Annotated in this window: 14 protein-coding genes; 7 read left to right on the forward strand and 7 right to left on the reverse strand. The window is 72.3% G+C overall.

From position 1 onward, the window contains the following. Positions 1 to 110 precede the first annotated feature (110 nt). Together CGE01nite_RS09495 and CGE01nite_RS09500 are read right to left on the reverse strand one after the other, a co-directional pair. Positions 111 to 1409 (reverse strand): ABC transporter substrate-binding protein, encoded by a 1299-nt coding sequence (locus CGE01nite_RS09495; protein ID WP_048341942.1) that lies wholly within the window; start codon positions 1407 to 1409, stop codon positions 111 to 113. A gap of 260 nt (positions 1410 to 1669) precedes the next feature. Continuing rightward, entirely contained in the window at positions 1670 to 2707 is a 1038-nt protein-coding gene (locus tag CGE01nite_RS09500; protein WP_048341943.1) for a LacI family DNA-binding transcriptional regulator, read from the reverse strand. A gap of 379 nt (positions 2708 to 3086) precedes the next feature. On the opposite strand from CGE01nite_RS09500, the gene CGE01nite_RS09505 reads away from it, so the two are divergent. The 5 genes from CGE01nite_RS09505 (at position 3087) to CGE01nite_RS09525 (ending at position 10540) form a co-directional block, all read left to right on the forward strand. Continuing rightward, positions 3087 to 4238, forward strand: a complete 1152-nt coding sequence (locus CGE01nite_RS09505; protein ID WP_048341944.1) for a HesA/MoeB/ThiF family protein — start codon at positions 3087 to 3089, stop codon at positions 4236 to 4238. Then, complete coding sequence (locus CGE01nite_RS09510; RefSeq protein ID WP_141370531.1) at positions 4238 to 5557, forward strand: hypothetical protein; 1320 nt, start codon at positions 4238 to 4240, stop codon at positions 5555 to 5557. Before CGE01nite_RS09505 ends, CGE01nite_RS09510 begins: the two co-directional genes overlap by 1 nt. 111 nt (positions 5558 to 5668) lie before the next feature. Further along, positions 5669 to 7810, forward strand: a complete 2142-nt coding sequence (locus tag CGE01nite_RS09515) for a family 43 glycosylhydrolase (protein WP_141370533.1) — start codon at positions 5669 to 5671, stop codon at positions 7808 to 7810. A 112-nt stretch (positions 7811 to 7922) separates the two neighbouring features. Continuing rightward, positions 7923 to 9407: a glycoside hydrolase family 10 protein gene (locus tag CGE01nite_RS09520; RefSeq protein ID WP_141370535.1), complete on the forward strand. Its 1485-nt coding sequence runs from the start codon at positions 7923 to 7925 to the stop codon at positions 9405 to 9407. A gap of 140 nt (positions 9408 to 9547) precedes the next feature. Continuing rightward, positions 9548 to 10540 (forward strand): phosphotransferase family protein, encoded by a 993-nt coding sequence (locus CGE01nite_RS09525; RefSeq protein ID WP_048341947.1) that lies wholly within the window; start codon positions 9548 to 9550, stop codon positions 10538 to 10540. A 40-nt stretch (positions 10541 to 10580) separates the two neighbouring features. On the opposite strand, the gene CGE01nite_RS09530 is transcribed toward CGE01nite_RS09525, so the two are convergent. The 4 genes from CGE01nite_RS09530 to CGE01nite_RS09545 all read right to left on the reverse strand — a co-directional run bounded on the left by CGE01nite_RS09530 (position 10581) and on the right by CGE01nite_RS09545 (position 15784). After that, positions 10581 to 14060 carry an EAL domain-containing protein gene (locus tag CGE01nite_RS09530; RefSeq protein WP_141370537.1) on the reverse strand — a complete coding sequence of 1160 codons (3480 nt, stop codon included), beginning with the start codon at positions 14058 to 14060 and terminating at the stop codon, positions 10581 to 10583. A 180-nt stretch (positions 14061 to 14240) separates the two neighbouring features. Further along, positions 14241 to 14573: a YnfA family protein gene (locus tag CGE01nite_RS09535; RefSeq protein WP_141370539.1), complete on the reverse strand. Its 333-nt coding sequence runs from the start codon at positions 14571 to 14573 to the stop codon at positions 14241 to 14243. A 67-nt stretch (positions 14574 to 14640) separates the two neighbouring features. After that, on the reverse strand, positions 14641 to 14940 hold the full coding sequence (merT, locus tag CGE01nite_RS09540) for a mercuric ion transporter MerT (protein WP_048341949.1): 300 nt from the start codon (positions 14938 to 14940) through the stop codon (positions 14641 to 14643). A gap of 76 nt (positions 14941 to 15016) precedes the next feature. Further along, positions 15017 to 15784 (reverse strand): MerR family transcriptional regulator, encoded by a 768-nt coding sequence (locus tag CGE01nite_RS09545; RefSeq protein WP_141370541.1) that lies wholly within the window; start codon positions 15782 to 15784, stop codon positions 15017 to 15019. Between the two features lie 137 nt (positions 15785 to 15921). Between CGE01nite_RS09545 and CGE01nite_RS09550 the strand changes: the two genes are divergently transcribed. Continuing rightward, complete coding sequence (locus CGE01nite_RS09550) at positions 15922 to 16785, forward strand: GNAT family N-acetyltransferase (protein WP_141370543.1); 864 nt, start codon at positions 15922 to 15924, stop codon at positions 16783 to 16785. Positions 16786 to 16812: 27 nt separating this feature from the next. Here CGE01nite_RS09550 and CGE01nite_RS09555 read toward each other — a convergent pair whose 3' ends face one another. After that, a complete protein-coding gene (locus CGE01nite_RS09555; RefSeq protein WP_048341951.1) occupies positions 16813 to 17274 on the reverse strand; it encodes a MarR family winged helix-turn-helix transcriptional regulator in 462 nt (153 codons plus the stop codon). A gap of 61 nt (positions 17275 to 17335) precedes the next feature. On the opposite strand from CGE01nite_RS09555, the gene CGE01nite_RS09560 reads away from it, so the two are divergent. Further along, entirely contained in the window at positions 17336 to 17704 is a 369-nt protein-coding gene (locus tag CGE01nite_RS09560; RefSeq protein WP_048341952.1) for a VOC family protein, read from the forward strand.

The following is a 17704-nucleotide window of genomic DNA, read 5'->3' on the forward strand; positions in this document are numbered from 1 at the left end:
GGCGGGGGCGGCACCACAGGGGTACCGTCCCCGCCGGTCGGCAGGTCGACGGGCGAGCCGTTCGCGGGGTGCGAGCTCGCTCGCGTGGACGACATCTGCGTTGCTGCCCCTTACGACTTGGCGGCAGCGTCGTTGACGGCCTGGACGACGCCGGCGGCGTCACGCTTGCCGGCGAGCAGGTCGACGATCGCCACGTTCAGCGCGTTGCCGACGTTCTGCCCGTAGACCGTGTCGAGCCACTGCGACACGAACGGCGCCGCGTTGTAGGCCTCGAGGACGCTCTTCAGGTACGGCTCCTCGATGACCTTCTGCGACTCGGTGTTGACCGTCGGCGCGTTGAAGGCGCGGTAGTACGCCTCCTGCACGTCGGTGCGCGCGATGTAGTTGAGGAACGCGGCGCACGCCTCCTTCGGCGCCTTGGCCGAGCACGAGTAGCCGTCGACACCGCCGAGGATCGAGCCGGGCTCACCCTTGCCGCCCGGGACCTCGGGGAACGCGAACCAGTCGAGGTCCGGCAGCGGCTTCTCGTCGGGCGTGAGCGAGCCGATAACGCCCGGGTCCCACGCGCCCATGAGCTCCATCGCGGCCTTGTGGTTGGCGACGAGGCCGGCCGACGAGCCGGCGCCCTGCTGGGCGGAGGTCGTCAGGAAGCCCTGGTTGAACGGCTCGGTGGCGGCGAACGCCTCGAGGTTCTCCGCGGCGTCGAGCCAGCACGGGTCGTCGAACTTCATCGACGCGGCCGTGTCCTCGAGCGTCTGCGGGCTGCACGCGCGCAGCGCGAAGAAGTAGTACCAGTGCGCGGCCGGCCAGGCGTCCTTGGCGCCCAGCGCGATCGGGGCGACGCCCGTGCCCTTGAGCTTGGTCACCGCGTCGTTGAGCTCGTCGATCGTCTTCGGTGTCGCCATGATGCCGGCCTGCGAGAACAGGTCCTTCGAGTACCACAGGCCACCGGGGAGCACCGCGATCGGCATCGCGTACGTCTTGCCCTCGAGCTCGTTCGCCTTGAACGAGCCCTCGGGGATGAGCTTCTTGGTGTCCTCGGAGACCAGGTCCGTGATGTCGAGGAGCTGGTTCGCCCGCACCATCGCGGCCATCTTGCCGCCGCCGCGCTGCAGGAAGATGTCCGGCGCGTCACCCGAGTTGAGTGCCGTCTGGAGCTTGCCGTCGAGGTCCTCGTTCTGGATCGACTGGACCTTGATGGTGACGTCGGGGTTGTCCTTCATGAACGACGCGACCGTGTCGTCCCAGAACGCCTTGCCGGGACCCGTCGACGCGTTGTGCCAGAAGGTCATCGAGACCTTCCCGCCGGTCTCGCCGTCGCCGCCGCCGTCGTCGCTGCTACAGGCTGCGAGACCCGTGGCACACAGGAGCATCGCGGTGCTTGCCGCGAGCATCGCCCTCATCTTCATCCGAGCTGCCTCCGTACTCCTCGTTGAGTGATGCAGCCGCGCCGACGAGGCGACGATGCGCGGACCCGCGCGCTGTTCTGTCGCACTCGTCCACCACGGTTCAGAACCGCCTTCTTCACCGTTGGAGAACGCGTCCGTGAACACCGTGGCAACCCCGGGCGGTGGTGTCAATCGTCTGGGATCACCGTTCTGTCACGGTCTGCGCACGTTCCTGGAACGGAGCACGCGTGCCCGCGCGCGCGCCCCCGGGGCCGCGCACCTCAGTCGCGGCGCGGCGTGCTCTCCCGCTCGACGAGCCTCAGGTCGGCGACGTGCAGCACGGGCGGGCGTCGCGGCAGGTCAGGGGACGCGACCTCGTCGAGGCGGCGCAGCAGGAGGTCCACCGCGACCTCGGCGATCTCACGACGACCGGGGTCCACCGTGGTCAGCGCCGGGGCGGAGTACCGGGCGTCCTCGACGTCGTCGAACCCGACGACCGCCACGTCCCGCGGGATCGACAGGCCCCGGACCCCGAGCTCGTACATCGCGCCGAGCGCGAGCGCGTCGTTGAACGCGACCACGCCGTCGACCTCGACGCCGGCGTCGAGCACCGCGGCCATCGCGCGCGCGCCGTTCGCGCGGTGCCAGCCGTCGTCGGCCCAGCCCAGGAGCCGGTCGTCGACCGCGAGCCCGCGGTCCTCGAGCGCCTCGCGATACCCCTGGAACCGCAGCGACGCGGAACCGGCCGTCGGTGCGTGGAGCATGCCGATCGCCGCGATCCGGCGCCGGCCCACGTCGAGCAGCAGGTCCGTGGCGGCCCGCGCGCCCTCGACGTTGTGCATCGTCACGTGGTCGACGTGCGTCGAGAAGACCTGCTCGCCGAGCAGGACCAGCGGGTAGTCGAGCTTCTCGAGCAGGTGGGCGTCGCTCTGGTCGAGCGCCGCCGGGCTGAACACCAGACCGTCGACCAGGCGCCGACGCGGCTCACGCAGCGCCTCGAGCTCGCCCTCGCGCGTGAAGCCGGTCGGCTCGATCAGCACGTGCACGCCGCGACGACGAGCGGCCGCGAGCACCTCGTCGGCGAGCTCGCCGAAGTACGGCTGGCCGAGCTCCGGGACCGCGAGCCCGATCAGCCCGCTGCGCCCCGACCGCAGGATGCGCGCCGTCACGTTGATCTCGTAGCCCAGGTCGTTCACGGCCGCCAGCACGCGCTCGCGCGTCGACTCGCGCACGTAGGGGTAGCCGCTCAGAACGTTCGAGACGGTCTTCGCGGACACGCCGGCACGCCGCGCGACGTCGGCCATCGTCGGCACAACCATCCCCTTCGCGTCGTCGCACCAGGCTCGCGCACGCCCGATGGGAGCGGGCGGGCAGCGGCAATCTATCGGACACGACGAGCGTCGTCCGCCGCCCCCCGACCCGCCGCGCAGGGTGAAGACCGTCGCGTCGCCGTATCTGCCCGGGCCGCCCCCGGTCCTCCTCCCCGTTGTCGCCGCGAGAGCGACGCAGGACGGCGAGATAGCAGGGGGGTGCAAGGAAGATGACGATCGAGATCATGGACGTCGAGGAGATCACCGCGACGCGGATCCACCTCGACCCTGAGGCCGGCGGCGCCTGAGCCGCACGGAGCCGGCCCGGTCACCACGACCGGGCCGGCTCCTCTCGTCCGACCCCGCTCGCCTCGCTCAAGGACCGACCATGCTGCCCCGACTCAAGTCGCTCAACTGCCTCGCCGGCGACGGCGAGCTGATCGTGAGCCTCGACCCCAAGGTCCGCACGCGGGTCGCGGACCCGGACGGCCAGGTGCTCGCCCTGCTCAGGCTGCTGCAGGACGGCACCCGCGACGCCGCGCAGCTCGCATCCGCGCTGCGCGGCCGCGCGCCCGGCCTGACCGAGGCGGACGTCGCCGCCGTGCTCGCCCAGCTGGACCACCTCGGCTGGCTGGAGGACGCCGCCGCGCCGCAGACGTTCGACACGCACGACCGCGAGCGCTACTTCAGCAACCTCGCGTTCTTCGACGCGTTCACCACCCTGAACGTCCCGCGCGAGCAGCCGCAGGCTCGCCTGCGCGACGCGCACGTGCTCGTGCTCGGCGCCGGCGGGCTCGGGTCGGCGGTGCTGATGAACCTCGCCGGGCTCGGGGTGGGCGCGGTGACCGTGGTCGACCAGGACCGGGTCGAGCTGCGCAACTTCGCGCGGCAGTTCACCTACACCGAGGCCGAGCTCGGCCAGCCCAAGGCCGAGCGGGTCGCGCAGTGGCTCACCGCCTTCGACCCGACGTTGCGCGTCGAGGCGTTCGCGCGTCGGGTCGAGTCGCCCGACGACGTCACTGCGCTGCTGCGGGGCTCCGCGCTGAGCACGCTGCCGGACCTCGTGGTCTCGGCGATCGACGAGCCCGACGAGGTCGACCGCTGGGTCAACGAGGCGTGCGTCGCCGCCGGGGTGCCGTTCATCCGCGGCGGCCTGGCGTACACGCAGGGGCTGTACTGGTCCGTGGACCCGGGCCGCAGCGCGTGCCGCGAGTGCCTCGAGCGGCACCGCGAGCGCTTGGCCACGGGCATCGACCGCGAGGTCGTCGACCGGCCGCGGGTGCTCGAGCAGGCGCGTGTGAACCGGGCGATCGGGCCGGTGACGAGCGTGCTCGGCGGGCTCGTGTCGCTCGAGGCGATGCGGTTCCTCACCGGGCTGACCGCGCCGGTGTCCCTCGGTCGCTACCAGCTCGTCGACTTCGCGAGCGACGGCCGCACGACGACCGACGCGTGGCCCGCCGACCCGGACTGCCCGGTCTGCGCGACGGCCCCGGCCCGCGGGACCCGCGCCGGACGCGCGGCGCGCACCGCCGCCGCCTGATGACCACGCTCGACGCGGGCGCGAGCGCCGCGCCGCCCACCCCGGCAGCGCCCACCCCAGCAGAGCCCACTCCAGCACCGCACGTCCGGGCCGGCTCCGTCCTGCGACTGCACCCGCTCACGCGCACCACGCAGGGCGACCGCGTCGTCGTCGGACGCGCCGACACCGGGCGGTTCGTGGCGATCCCCGCGGTAGGCGCCCAGGCTCTGGACCTCCTGGAGGCCGGTCTGACGGTCGAGGCGGTCGAGGCCGCCGTGACGCCCGCGGGCTCGACCGAGCCCGTCGACGTGCTGGCGTTCGCGCGCAGCCTCGTGCGGCTCGGCTTCGTCGCCGAGGTGGACGACGAGCGCGCGGGCGCCGGTGCGTCGCCCGCGCCGACCACGCGGGGCCTCGTCGTCGCGCCGCGCGCCCGCGCCCGCTGGTTGTTCTCACGCTGGGGTGCCGCGTTCGCGGGTCTGTGCGCGGCCGCGGTCGTGGCGATGCTCGTCGTCGTGCCCGACGTGCGCCCCGACGCGCTCGACGTGTTCTTCCTGGGCACCCCGGCGCGCAGCCTCGCCGCGCTCACGGTCCTGACATACGTGCTCGCCGGGCTGCACGAGCTCGCGCACGTCATGGCGGCCGCGGCGCTGGGCGTCCCGGCGCGGCTGCGGATCACGCGGCGGCTGTACTTCCTGACCTTCGAGACGAACCTGACGGGCCTGTGGGCGCTGCCGCCGCGACGGCGGGTCGGGCCGCTGGTCGCGGGCATGGCGTTCGACGCGGTCGTCCTGGCGGTCGTCCTCGCGCTGCGCGTCGCCGGCGTCGGACCGGACGCACTGCTCGCGGCGCTCGCGCTCGTCGAGGTGTCCGCGATCGTCGTGCAGTTCTTCGTGTTCCTGCGCAGCGACGTGTACGCCGTCATGACGGCGGTCCTCGGCTGCACGCACCTGCAGCGGACCACGCGCCTGCTGCTGCGGCGCACGGTGCGTCGGCTCACGCCCGACGAGCGCGCCGCTCTGGCCGCGAGCCCGCCGCGGGACCTCGCGGTCGCGCGCTGGTACCGGTACGTGCACGTCGCGGGGATGGCCGTCGCCGCGTGGTTCTTCGTCGTGCTGTTCGTGCCCTCGACCTGGCACCTGCTGAGCTGGATGCGCGACTCGCTGGTCTCCGCCGGGCCCACGACCTGGGCGTTCTACGAGGCGCTCGTCCTCGGCGTCCTGCTGCTGTCACCGCGCGCGCTCACCGCAGTCGTGGCCCTCCGCGAGGTCGTCGACCGTCGGCGAGCGGCCCGGCGGCCCCCCGCGTCCTCGGCGGCGCTCCGCGTCGGTCCGTCGCACTAATCGTTTGGCCGCTGGTCGGGTCTGTCTCGGTGCGTGCCACAGTGGCGACATCCGCCCGTGTTAGCGATCACACGCGGAGCCCGTGAGTCTCACACCGCACAGGAGACGACCATGCGCGACGACGACGTCGACACCGCACCACCGCCCGCACAGCTCCCGACGAAGCAGCCGCACGGACCTCGTCGGCGCCGACGCCGACAGGCCTTCCTCGTCGTGCTCGCCGTCGCGCTCGCCGGCCTCGTCGCGGTCGGCGGGGCACCCACCGCGACCGCCGCGACCATCGACACCTCGGCGTCGTACGTGCTCGTCAACCGCAACAGCGGCAAGGCCCTGGACGTCTACAACCTCGCCACCAACGACGGCGCCCGGATCACCCAGTGGTCCCGCAACGACGGTGCGCAGCAGCAGTGGCAGTTCCTCGACTCCGGGAACGGCTTCTACCGGCTGAAGTCGCGGGTCTCGGGCAAGGTGCTGGACGTGGCGAACCGGTCGACCGCCGACGGCGCCGCGCTCATCCAGTGGACCGACACCAACGCGACGAACCAGCAGTTCAGCATCCAGGACGTCGACGGCTACATCCAGCTGATCAGCCGCAACAGCGGCAAGGCCGTCGAGATCCAGAACGCGTCCACTGCGGACGGCGCCAACGTCGTGCAGTACTCCGACTGGAACGGTGCCAACCAGCAGTGGCAGCTGGTCCGCCTCGGCGGCACACCGACGCCTACGCCCACGCCCACGACCCCGCCGGGTCCCACGGGCACGTTCACCAACCCGGTGGTCTGGCAGGACTTCGCCGACGGCGACATCATCCGCGTCGGCGACGCCTACTACTACTCGGCGTCGACCATGCACTACTCCCCCGGCGCCCCGATCCTGCGCTCGTACGACCTGGTGAACTGGGAGTACGCCGGGCACTCGGTGCCGCGTCTCGACTTCGACGACAGCGGGTACGACCTGTCCGGCGGCCGCAAGTACGTCAAGGGCATCTGGGCGTCGACGCTCGGCTACCGCAAGAGCAACTCCACCTACTACTGGCTGGGCTGCACCGAGTTCAACCGCACCTACGTGTACACGGCCACCGCGGTCGACGGCACGTGGTCGAAGAAGGCCCGGATCAACAGCTGCTACTACGACGCGGGCCTGCTGGTCGACGACAACGACACGATGTACGTGGCGTACGGCAACGGGACGATCAGCGTCGCGCAGCTCAACGCGGACGGCACCGGGCAGGTGCGCGCCCAGCAGGTGTTCCAGACGCCGTCGAACGTCGGCACGCTCGAGGGCGCCCGGTTCTACAAGCGCAACGGCTACTACTACATCTGGCTGACGCGTCCCGCGAACGGCCAGTACGTGCTGCGCTCGAGCTCGCCGTTCGGCCCGTACGAGATGCGCCAGGTGCTGCTCGACCTGCCCGGCCCGATCTCGGGCGGCGGCGTCCCGCACCAGGGCGGCCTCGTCCAGACGCAGGCCGGCGACTGGTGGTACATGGCCTTCACCGACGCCTTCCCGGGTGGGCGGGTGCCCACGCTCGCACCGATCACCTGGACCGGCGACGGGTGGCCCACGCTGCAGACGGTCAACGGGCGCTGGGGCACCACGTACAACCGCCCGAACATCACGACGAGCAAGACGGTCGCCCCGATGATCGGCCGCGACACCTTCGTCGGCCCGACCCTGGGCCACCGCTGGGAGTGGAACCACAACCCGGACACCAGCCGGTTCAGCGTCGGCAACGGCCTGCGGCTGCAGACCGCGACCGTCACCAACGACCTCTACAACGCGCGCAACACCCTGACCCACCGCATCCAGGGCCCGTCGTCGACGGCGACGGTCGAGCTCGACTACTCCGCCATGGCCAACGGCGACCGGTCGGGCCTGGCGATGCTGCGGCAGTCGTCGGCGTGGATCGGCGTGGTCAAGTCAGGCGGCTCGACGCGCGTCGTCATGACCGACGGGCTGACGATGAACAGCTCGTGGGCGACCACCGGGACCGGGGTCGAGCGTGCGTCGGCGAACGTGTCCGGCGGCCGGATCTGGTTGCGGACGACCGCCGACATCCGCCCAGGCTCGGGCCGGACCGCGACGTTCTCCTACAGCACCGACGGCACCACGTTCGTACCGCTCGGTCCCGCGTTCACCCTGAACAACCAGTGGGAGTTCTTCATGGGCTACCGCTTCGGGATCTTCAACTACGCCACGCAGGCGCTCGGCGGAGCCGTCACGGTCCGCAGCTTCGACCTCACGACGCCCTGACCCGGGCGTCCTGACTGATCCACCGTCGCCGCACGACGAGGGCTGCTTCGTCGTGCGACGAACCGCCGACCCCGCGACCGACGCGAGGCCACCGAGAAGAGAGCGAGACATCATGCGCACGACGCCCGCACACCTGCGCCGCCCCGGATGGCGACGACAGGCGAGCGCACTCCTCGCCACCACCGGGCTGGTGGCGACCATGGCCGTCGCCCTGGCGAACCCCGCGCAGGCGGCCTCGACGCTCGGGGCGTCGGCCGCGGAGAAGGGCCGGTACTTCGGCACCGCGATCGCCGCCGGCCGGCTGAGCGACTCGACGTACTCGTCGATCGCCAACCGCGAGTTCAACATGATCACCGCGGAGAACGAGATGAAGTGGGACGCGACGGAGCCGTCGCAGAACTCCTTCAGCTACAGCCGCGGGGACCAGATCGCCAACTGGGCGCGCAACAACGGCAAGCAGGTCCGCGGTCACGCACTGCTGTGGCACGCGCAGATGCCCGGATGGGCGCAGAACCTGTCCGGCAGCGCGCTGCGCAACGCCGCGATCAACCACGTCACCAAGGTCGCGACGTACTACCGCGGCAAGATCCACTCGTGGGACGTCGTCAACGAGGCGTTCGCCGACGACGGGCGCGGCAGCCGCCGTGACTCGAGCCTCCAGCGCACGGGCAACGACTGGATCGAGGCGGCGTTCCGCGCCGCTCGCGCCGCCGACCCCGGCGCCAAGCTCTGCTACAACGACTACAACACCGACGGCATCAACGCGAAGTCGACGGGCGTCTACAACATGGTCCGTGACTTCAAGTCGCGCGGCGTGCCCATCGACTGCGTCGGCTTCCAGTCGCACCTCGGCACGGGCCTGCCGGGCGACTACCAGGCGAACCTGCAACGGTTCGCCGACCTGGGCGTCGACGTGCAGATCACCGAGCTCGACATCGAGCAGGGCGGCAACCAGGCGAACATGTATGCCGCGGTGACCAACGCCTGCCTCGCGGTCGCGCGGTGCAACGGCATCACCGTGTGGGGCGTGCGGGACAGCGACTCGTGGCGCACCGGGGCCAACCCGCTGCTGTTCGACTCGTCGGGCAACAAGAAGGCCGCCTACACCTCGGTGCTCAACGCGCTCAACGCCGGCAGCAACAACGGCGGCGGCGGTGACGGTTCGATCGACACGAGCGCCTGGTACGTCCTGCTCAACCGGAACAGCGGCAAGGCGCTCGACGTCTACAACCTGGCGACCAACGACGGCGCCCGGATCACGCAGTGGTCGCGCAACAACGGCAACCAGCAGCAGTGGCAGTTCGTGAGCACCGGTGACGGGTACTACGAGATCCGCTCGCGTCTGTCGGGCAAGAACCTCGACGTGTACGCGAAGTCCACCGCTGACGGTGCGGCGATCGTGCAGTGGAGCGACAACAACGGCACCAACCAGCAGTGGCGGGCGACCGTCTCCGGCGGGTACGCCACGCTCATCAGCCGCCTGAGCGGCAAGGCCCTCGAGGTGCAGGGCGCCTCGACGGCGGACGGCGCGAACATCGTGCAGTACAGCAGCTGGAACGGCGCCAACCAGCAGTGGCAGCTGGTCAAGGTCGGCTGACCGGTCGAGAGGGAACGACGAGGGCCGGCCCGGTCTGCGCGACCGGGCCGGCCCTCGGCTCGTCACCCCGCACCCGGTCCGCAGAGCGCCCGACGGGTATTCGAGCGACTGGCCGGGTCACGGCCCGCTAGCGTCCCGGGATGCACGACGACGCGAGAACCGACGCCCAGCGCGCCCAGCGCCTCGCGCCTCACCGCAGGACCGCGCTGCGGCCCGCGTGGCACGAGCTGCCCGACGCCGTGCGCGCGGCGGTCGAGTCGCACGCCGGGGCGGCCGTGCTGCACGCCCACTCGCAGGACGGCGGGTTCACCGAGGGGTTCGCGAGCCGCCTCGAGCTGGCCGACCACACGCGCGTCTTCGTCAAGGCCGCGACGGCGTCGCGCGGCGAGCACGCCCACCCGGCGTACCGGCACGAGGCGCGGGTCGTCGCCCTGCTGCCCGAGACCGTCGCGGCGCCACGGCTGCTCTGGAGCGTCGAGGCCGGCGACTGGGTCGTCCTGGGGTTCGAGGACGTCGAGGGCGCGACGCCGCAGCGTCCGTGGCAGCCCGACGAGCTGGCCGCGGTGCTCGCCGCCCTCGAGGGTCTCGCCGAGGCGCTGACACCTGCGCCCGACGCCCTGCTCCCGCTCGGCACGACCGCCGACCTCGACGGCGACCTGCACTTCTGGCGTCGGTGCGCGTCCGGCGAGGTCGACCTCGCGCTCGTCCCGGGCCCGTGGCGGGCGCGCGTCGCGGAGCTCGCGGTCAGGGAGGGAGCGTGGGCGCAGGCCGCATCCGGGACCACGGCGGTGCACTTCGACCTGCGCGACGACAACGTGCTGCTCGCCACGGACGGCCGGGTGCTGGTGTGCGACTGGAACTGGATCCAGCTGGCCGCGCCCTGGGTGGACCTCGTCGGACTGCTCGTGAGCGTGCACGGCGACGGACTCGACGCCGAGCGCATCCTCGCGACGCACTCCCTGACCCGAGACGTCCCACGCGCCTCGATCGACGCGTTCCTCGTCGCGCTGGCCGGGTACTTCGTCGATGCTGCCGGCCGCCCGCCGGTGGAGACGTCGCCGTGGCTCCGGGTGCACCAGGCGTGGTACCGCGACGCGGCGCTGGACTGGCTCACGACCCGCCTCCGCCACTGACCGTCGTGGCGTGGCGCGCACCACGCGCTGTCGGGTCAGGTCAGGCCTCGACCCACACCGGAGCAGGGACGGCGTCGGCGGCCTGGGCGAGCAGCAGGTGGGTGGCTTCGGCTGCGGGGACCGGGCGGGAGAACAGGTAGCCCTGGACGAACGGGCAGCCGAGCTCGGCGAGGGCGGCGGCCTCGTCCTCCGTCTCGACGCCCTCGGCGATGACGGTCAGGCCGAAGCGCGCGCCCATCGTGATCATGAGCCCGACGAGCTCGCGGCTGCGCGCGCTCGCCTGCATGCGCTGGATGAAGGAGCGGTCGATCTTCAGGGCCGCGACGGGGAGCTCGTGCAGGGCGGACAGCGACGAGTGCCCGGTGCCGAAGTCGTCGATCTGGAACTCGATGCCCTCGTCGCGCAGCTGACGCAGGAAGCTGACCGCGACGTCCTGGTTGTGCATGATGACGCCCTCGGTGACCTCGAAGATCATCGAGGTGGCGGGCACGTCGTAGCGGTTGATGACGGCGCGCAGCGTCGGCAGCAGCTCGGGGTCCCAGAACTGGCGGTTGGACAGGTTCACGCTCACGGTGATGCCGTCGAAGCCGGGGACGGTCCCGCGCCACTCGGCGATCTGGCGGCATGCCTGGGTGATGGTCCACTGCCCGATCTGACGGGTCTGGCCGGTGGCCTCCGCGACGGGCAGGAAGTCGTTGGGCGGGACCAGCCCGCGCTCGGGGTGGTTCCAGCGGATCAGGGCCTCCAGTGCGACGATGCGACGCGTGTCCAGCCGCACGATCGGCTGGTAGTACAGCTCGAACTGCTCGAGCGCGATGCCCTGGTCGAGCGCGGACTCGAGCTGGAGGCGGGCCATCGCGCGCGCGTGCATCGCGCCGTCGAACATGACGACCGACCCGGGCCCCTGCGCCTTGGCGCGGTACATGGCGGTGTCGGCGTCGCGCAGGTACTCGTCGGCCGAGGTGTAGCCGCTCGCGGACACGGCGATGCCAGCGGCGGCGCTGACCGCGCGCGTGCCCTCGGTGAGGACCACAGGCACGGACATCACGGTGAGCAGGCGCCTGACGACCTCGGGCAGGCCGGAGATGTCGCGCACGTCGTCCAGGAGCAGGACGAACTCGTCGCCGCCGAACCGGGAGACGGTATCGCCGGGCCGCAGGCCGGCGGAGAGCCGGGTGGCGACCTCGACCAGGAGCTCGTCGCCGACCTGGTGGCCGAGGCTGTCGTTGACCACCTTGAAGCCGTCCAGGTCGAGGAAGACGACCGCGAAGGTGGAGTCGGGGTTGCGCCGGGTGCGCAGGATCGTCTGGTCGAGCCGCTCCAGGAACAGTGCGCGGTTCGGCAGTCCGGTCAGCGGGTCGTAGTGGGCGTCGTTGCGCAGGCGGTCCTCGAGCTCCTTGCGCTCGGTGACGTCGGTCATCGAGCCGACCAGCCGGATGGCGTGACCGTCAGTGCCGCGCACCGACAACGCGTTGGTGATCATCCAGCGGTGGCTGCCGTCCGCGGTGCGCAGCCGGTACTCGACCTCCAGCGACGGCTCGAGTCCGGACAGGTGGTCCGCCAGCGCCTTGTCGAAGGCGGCACGGTCGGCCGGGTGGATGCGCGTCAGCCACTCCTGGGACGTGGCGTCGAGCTCGTCGTCGCGGTAGCCGAGCAGCGCCTTCCAGCGCGCCGAGTAGTACGCGGCGCCGGTCACCAGGTCCCAGTCCCACATGCCGTCGTTGGCGGCCTCGGCCGCGAGGGCGTACCGCTCCTCGCTGACGCGCAGCCGCTCGAGCGACCGGTCCTGCTCGAGGGCCACCGAGAGCAGCACCGCCCAGTGGTTGACCCGCTCGAAGACCGCCTCCTCCATCACGTCGAACTCGCCGGTCAGCGCCAGGAAGCCGTGGTCGTTGCCGTCGAAGGTCACCGGCACGACGAACGTCAGCTCGTCGTGCTCGGTCCCGCCGGGCTGCTCCGGGGCTGCCGGGGGAAAGGCCCGCACGTCGCACGGCTCGTCGAGCCCGGTGCCGGTCGCGTCGCCGGGGTAGACGCCCACGAGCCGCAGCTCTCCCAGGTCGTTCCACAGCGCGAGGCTGGCCGTGCGGACGCCGGTGTCGGCCAGCCACGTCAACGACCTGGCGTTGCGGCCCTTGCGTCGCACCAGCTCGGTGCTGATCCGGTAGTGGCGACGCTGGATGTCGACGTGCTGGTTGAGCACGACTGCGCTGTCGTGCTCGAGGTGGCGTTGCAGCGCGCGCGTCGCGACGTCCACGGCACGCTCCTGCACGGCTGCCCCGGCGAGCGTGTCCCCCGGGGCGAGGTGGTCGACCACGGCCTCCGCGAGCTGACGCACCACGAGCAGTGCGCTCAAGGGGTACCGCGACCGGGAGACCGCGCGGCGCAGGGCGTCCGCGGCGGCCTTGTCCGCCTTGTCGAGCTCGAGCAGGGCGCCCGGCTCGGAGTCCGTCGCCCGCAGGGTCTCGACGAACAGCGTGACCAGGCGCTGCACCGCAAGCTGGAGCCCGAGGTGCTGCGGCGACGGCAGCTCCTCGTCGCCGTACAGCGCGTCACCGAGCTGGTCGACGAACGGCTGGCTCACCTCGTCCAGGGCCGCCCGGCCGGGCACCGTCTCGGCCACGGTCGCCTGGCAGCCGCAGGACTCGCGCACGACCAGCTTGACCGGGATGCAGTGCTGGCCGGGCTCGATGTGCTCCCCGCTCAGGGCGCGCAGGGCCAACCCACAGGCGGTCACGCCCGCGAGGCTGAAGCTCTGTGCCACGGTGGACAGCGGCGGGTGGTGCTCGGCGGCCGCGGCGATGTCGTCGAAGCCGACCACCGCGACGTCGTCCGGCACGACGAGGCCGTCCTCGGTGAGCGCCTTGACCACCGCCATCGCCGTCGCGTCGGTGCACGCGACCACGGCGGTGGGCATCCGGTCCAGCTCCCTGAGGCGTCGCGCGGCGGCCGAGCCGTCGTGCCTCTCCTCACCGGTCCAGGGCACCATGATCGGGTCGGTCGGAACCAGGCCGTTGGCCTCCATCGCCCCGCGGTACGCGTCGTACCGGATCGCGTCGTCCGCGTTGGCGGGCTCCCGGCCCGCGAAGACGATGTCCGAGTGCCCGTGGCCGATGAGGTGGTCCACGGCCGCCGAGACGCCCTGGACGTTGTCCGGGACGACGGTGGGACAGGCCAGTCCCGACGGCGCGGCGTACATGGTGACCAGCGGCTTGCCCGTGGCGGCGAACTCGTGCAGGTACGAGTCGTCGGCCGGTGTCACCACCACGACGAGCGCGTCGAGATGATCCCAGGCGACCTGGGCCGTGAACTGCTCGTCCGAGATCGCCTTGAAGAACCCCGCCTCGCGGGCCTGGATCGCCAGGACCCTGGCTCCGTGCGCGGCCGCGGTGTCCATCACGCCGTCGAGGATGCTGCCGTAGAAGTACCCGTGCACGTTCGGGGCGAGGTACCCGATCACGGGCGGGCGAGCGACACCCGCGACGTCATCGCGCCGCTGGTCGTCTCTGCTCGCTCCGCTCATGGTCCAGCAATCGACAGGATCAGGCGCTCACCTGAGAGTTTCGACGTACCGCGTGTGCGCTTGCGCACCGGCTACCGATACGTATCGCCCATCCTCGTCGGAAGCGCGGATTCAGCCAGATCGGGTGCCTTCCGGGCGAACCTGGGCGGCGTCACCGCGACCTCATGGGGCGGCTCGGGGTCAGGTGCGTGGGGCGTACATGATGACGGCGACGCCGAGCAGGCAGATGGCCGCGCCGACGACGTCCCAACGGTCGGGCTGGAACTTGTCGACGGCCATGCCCCACGCGAGCGAGCCGGCCACGAAGATCCCGCCGTACGCCGCCAGGATCCGCCCGAAGTGTGCGTCCGGCTGCAACGTCGCGACGAAGCCGTAGGCGCCGAGGGCGACCACTCCGGCACCGATCCACACGACCCCGCGGTGCTCGCGCACGCCCTGCCAGATCAGCCACGCACCGCCGATCTCGGCGACGGCCGCGACGGCGAACAGCAGGAGCGAGCGCAGCACGGTCATGCGCGCAGTCTCTCGTGCCTCGGCTCCCGCTCGCGGCAGGCCGTGCGAGGTCGTCGAGTGGTCGCGCTCAGCACGCGCCGCCGCACCCGCACGTGCTCTCCGGCTCGGTCGTCGCCGCGGCAGCCCGACGGCCTCGCAGCCACAGGGCAGCACCGACCACGACGGCGACGAGTGCGACCACGCCCAGCGCGAGCGCCACCCCACCCGTGAAGAACGCCCCGACCCCCGCCGCGACGCCGCCCGCGGCGATCAGCGGCACGGAGCAGGCCACGGCACACACCAGCGCGAGGCCGAACCCAGCCAGTACCCCCTTCTTCGTCGTGGCGTTCGCGCTCGTCGCGTGGTCGGGGGTGGTCGAGGCGTTCATGGCGTCTCCCAGGGGTGTGCGAGCAGAGGGGATCGCGGCCGGAACCGAGTGCGGTGCGGCCGAGGCTCGTGCGGGTTCAGGCCGCGGTGCCGAACATCGCGGCGACGACGTCGGCGGCGTGGTCGGGTGCGCGCACCTCGAGGCGGATCTGCCCCGTGGTGAGCCGGACGGTGAAGTCGAAGAACGTGCAGCAGTCCTGCTCGGCGGCAGCCAGCCGGGCGACCTCGGCGACCAGCTCGGGCGCGGCCACGAACTCGAGGGCCACGCCGCCGGCGATCGGCTCGCGGCGCACCGCCCGGGCCCCCAGGCCCTGCCACTCGGCAACCCGGTCGGGCACCGAGCCGGCGTCGAGCGAGCACGCGATCACGGGAGCGTCCGGTGCTGTGCCCGGAGCGCGGGTCAGCGGGACGAACGTGCGCCGGTCCGCCAGCGGCTCCGGCGCCGCGGCTGCGCACGGGCACCCCTGCCCACACGGGCCCGAGGTCTCGGCCTCGGCGAGCCGCGCCGAGACGCGCTGCAGCTGGGCCGCGAGCGCCACGAGCTCACCGATGCGCGTCTGCGTCTCGACCAGCCGCACGGCGACCATCTCGACCACCTGGTGCGCGACGCTCGAGCAGTCGTCGAGGTCGTACGCCTTGACCAGGTCGGCGACGTCGGTCAGCGGGATGCCGAGGTTCTTGGTCGCGGTGATGAACCGCAGCCGGGCGATGTCGTCGTCGTCGTAGGACCGGTAGCCGTTGCCACCCCGGGCGGGCTGCGTGACGAGGCCGATGTCCTCGTAGTAGCGCAGCGTCGTGGCCGGCACCCCGACCAGCCCGGCGACCTCAGCGATGCGGTAGCTCATGCGGCGACGGTAGACCTTCGACCCGAGTCGAAGGTCAAGCCCGCGCGGGCGGATGCCGGCAGGGCGCGGGCCCCAGATCGCTCCGCGGCGGGCGGAAATGCCGTGAGACGGCGGTGCTGTCGGTGTGGGATCAGCCCATGACCGTCGAGCTCGGCACGCCGTCACCGCAGCTGCTGCCCCGCGTCGTCGAGACCTTGCGCGGTTGGCAGGACGAGTCCGCGCCCCTGCAGCTGCACCCGGGTGACCTGGGCTGGTACTGGCGGCTCGGCACCGACGCCGCGGCCGCCGCCGTGCGGACCTGGAGCCGGGACGACGAGGTCGTCGCGATCGGCCTGCTCGACGGTCCCGACGCGCTGCGCATGACCGTCGCACCCGGGGCGTGGCAGGACGACGACGTCGCGCAGCAGGTCGTCGCCGACGTGTGCGACCCCGTGCGAGGTGTCCTGCCGGACGGTGCGGTGGTGGTCGAGGCGCCCCACGCGACGCGGGTCCACGAGCTCCTGGGCGAGCGCGGGTGGGGTGCGGGCGGGCCCTGGACGCCGTTGCGCCGCGACCTCACCGACCCGGTCGAGGTCGACGGGCTGCACGTCGAGGTGGTCGAGGCCGGGCGGACCGCGGAGTTCACCGCGGTCCACCGCGCGGCGTGGGGGAACGAGCGGTTCACCGACGAGGTCTGGCAGACGATGGCCGCCGGGTCGGCGTTCGTCGACGCGCGGTGCCTGCTCGGCCGGGACGCGGCGGGCGTGCCGGTCGCCGGGGTCACGGTCTGGTCCGCCGGTCCCGGGCGGCCGGGGCTGCTCGAGCCGATGGGCGTGCACGCCGCGCACCGCGGGAGCGGGTACGGGCGGCGCATCTGCCTCGCCGCCGCGGCCGAGCTCAGGGCGCTCGGCTCGTCGTCGGCGCTGGTCTGCACGCCGACCGCCAACGTGACGGCCGTCGCCACCTACCGCTCCGCGGGCTTCCAGCCCGAGCCCGAGCGGCTGGACCGGACGCGCGGCTGAGCCGCGGTCACGGCGCAGCCCGGAGGGCTACTGCTCGTCGTCGCTGTCGTCGCGCAGGTTCCGGACCATGGTCCGCAGGGCGTCGAACGCGCTGCGCTGCTCGTCGGGCGTCAGGCCGGTCAGCATCGCGAGCTCGACGGACCGGACCGCCACCGTCGCCTGCTGCAGGCTGCGCCGCCCCGCGTCGGTGAGCGTGGTGGGCAGGACCTTCCCCACGGGCGCCTCGCTCGGCCGGCTGACGTAGCCCTCCTGCTCCAGCGCCTGGAGCAGCGCGTTCATCGACTGCCGCGTGACGAACGCGCGCCGCGCGAGCTCCGCGCTCGACATCCCGGGCCGCTGGGCGAGCAGCTCGAGGCACGCGTACCGCGTGACGTTCATGCCGAGCGGCCGGAGCACCTCCTCCATGGCCGTGCGCAGGGCGGCCGAGACCTCCTTGAGCGCGTAGCCCATGGACGTCCCGAGGTCGACGCCGGCATCCCCTTGACCCATGTCAGCATCCTGACATACGTTCTCCGTGTCAGGAACCTGACACAGACCCCGAGGAGCCCCCATGCCCGTCACCGGTCCCGACTTCGTCTCCCTGCAGGTCCGCGACCTCGCCGCGTCGCAGGCGTTCTACGAGCAGTACCTCGGCCTGGTCCGGTCGCCGGCCGGTCCCCCGCACGCCGTCGTCTTCGAGACCCGGCCCATCGCCTTCGCCGTCCGCGACGTGATGCCCGGGACCGACCTCGACTCCGCGCCCCGGCCCGGGATCGGCGCGGCCGTCTGGCTGCACGCGACCGACGTGCAGGAGATCCACGACGCCCTGGCGGCCGACGGGCACACGATCGTCGCGGCCCCCGTCGACGGACCGTTCGGCCGCACGTTCACGTTCGCCGACCCCGACGGCTACCAGATCACCCTGCACGACCGGGCGTGA

Source organism: Cellulomonas gelida, assembly GCF_006538725.1.
Classification (GTDB): domain Bacteria; phylum Actinomycetota; class Actinomycetes; order Actinomycetales; family Cellulomonadaceae; genus Cellulomonas; species Cellulomonas gelida.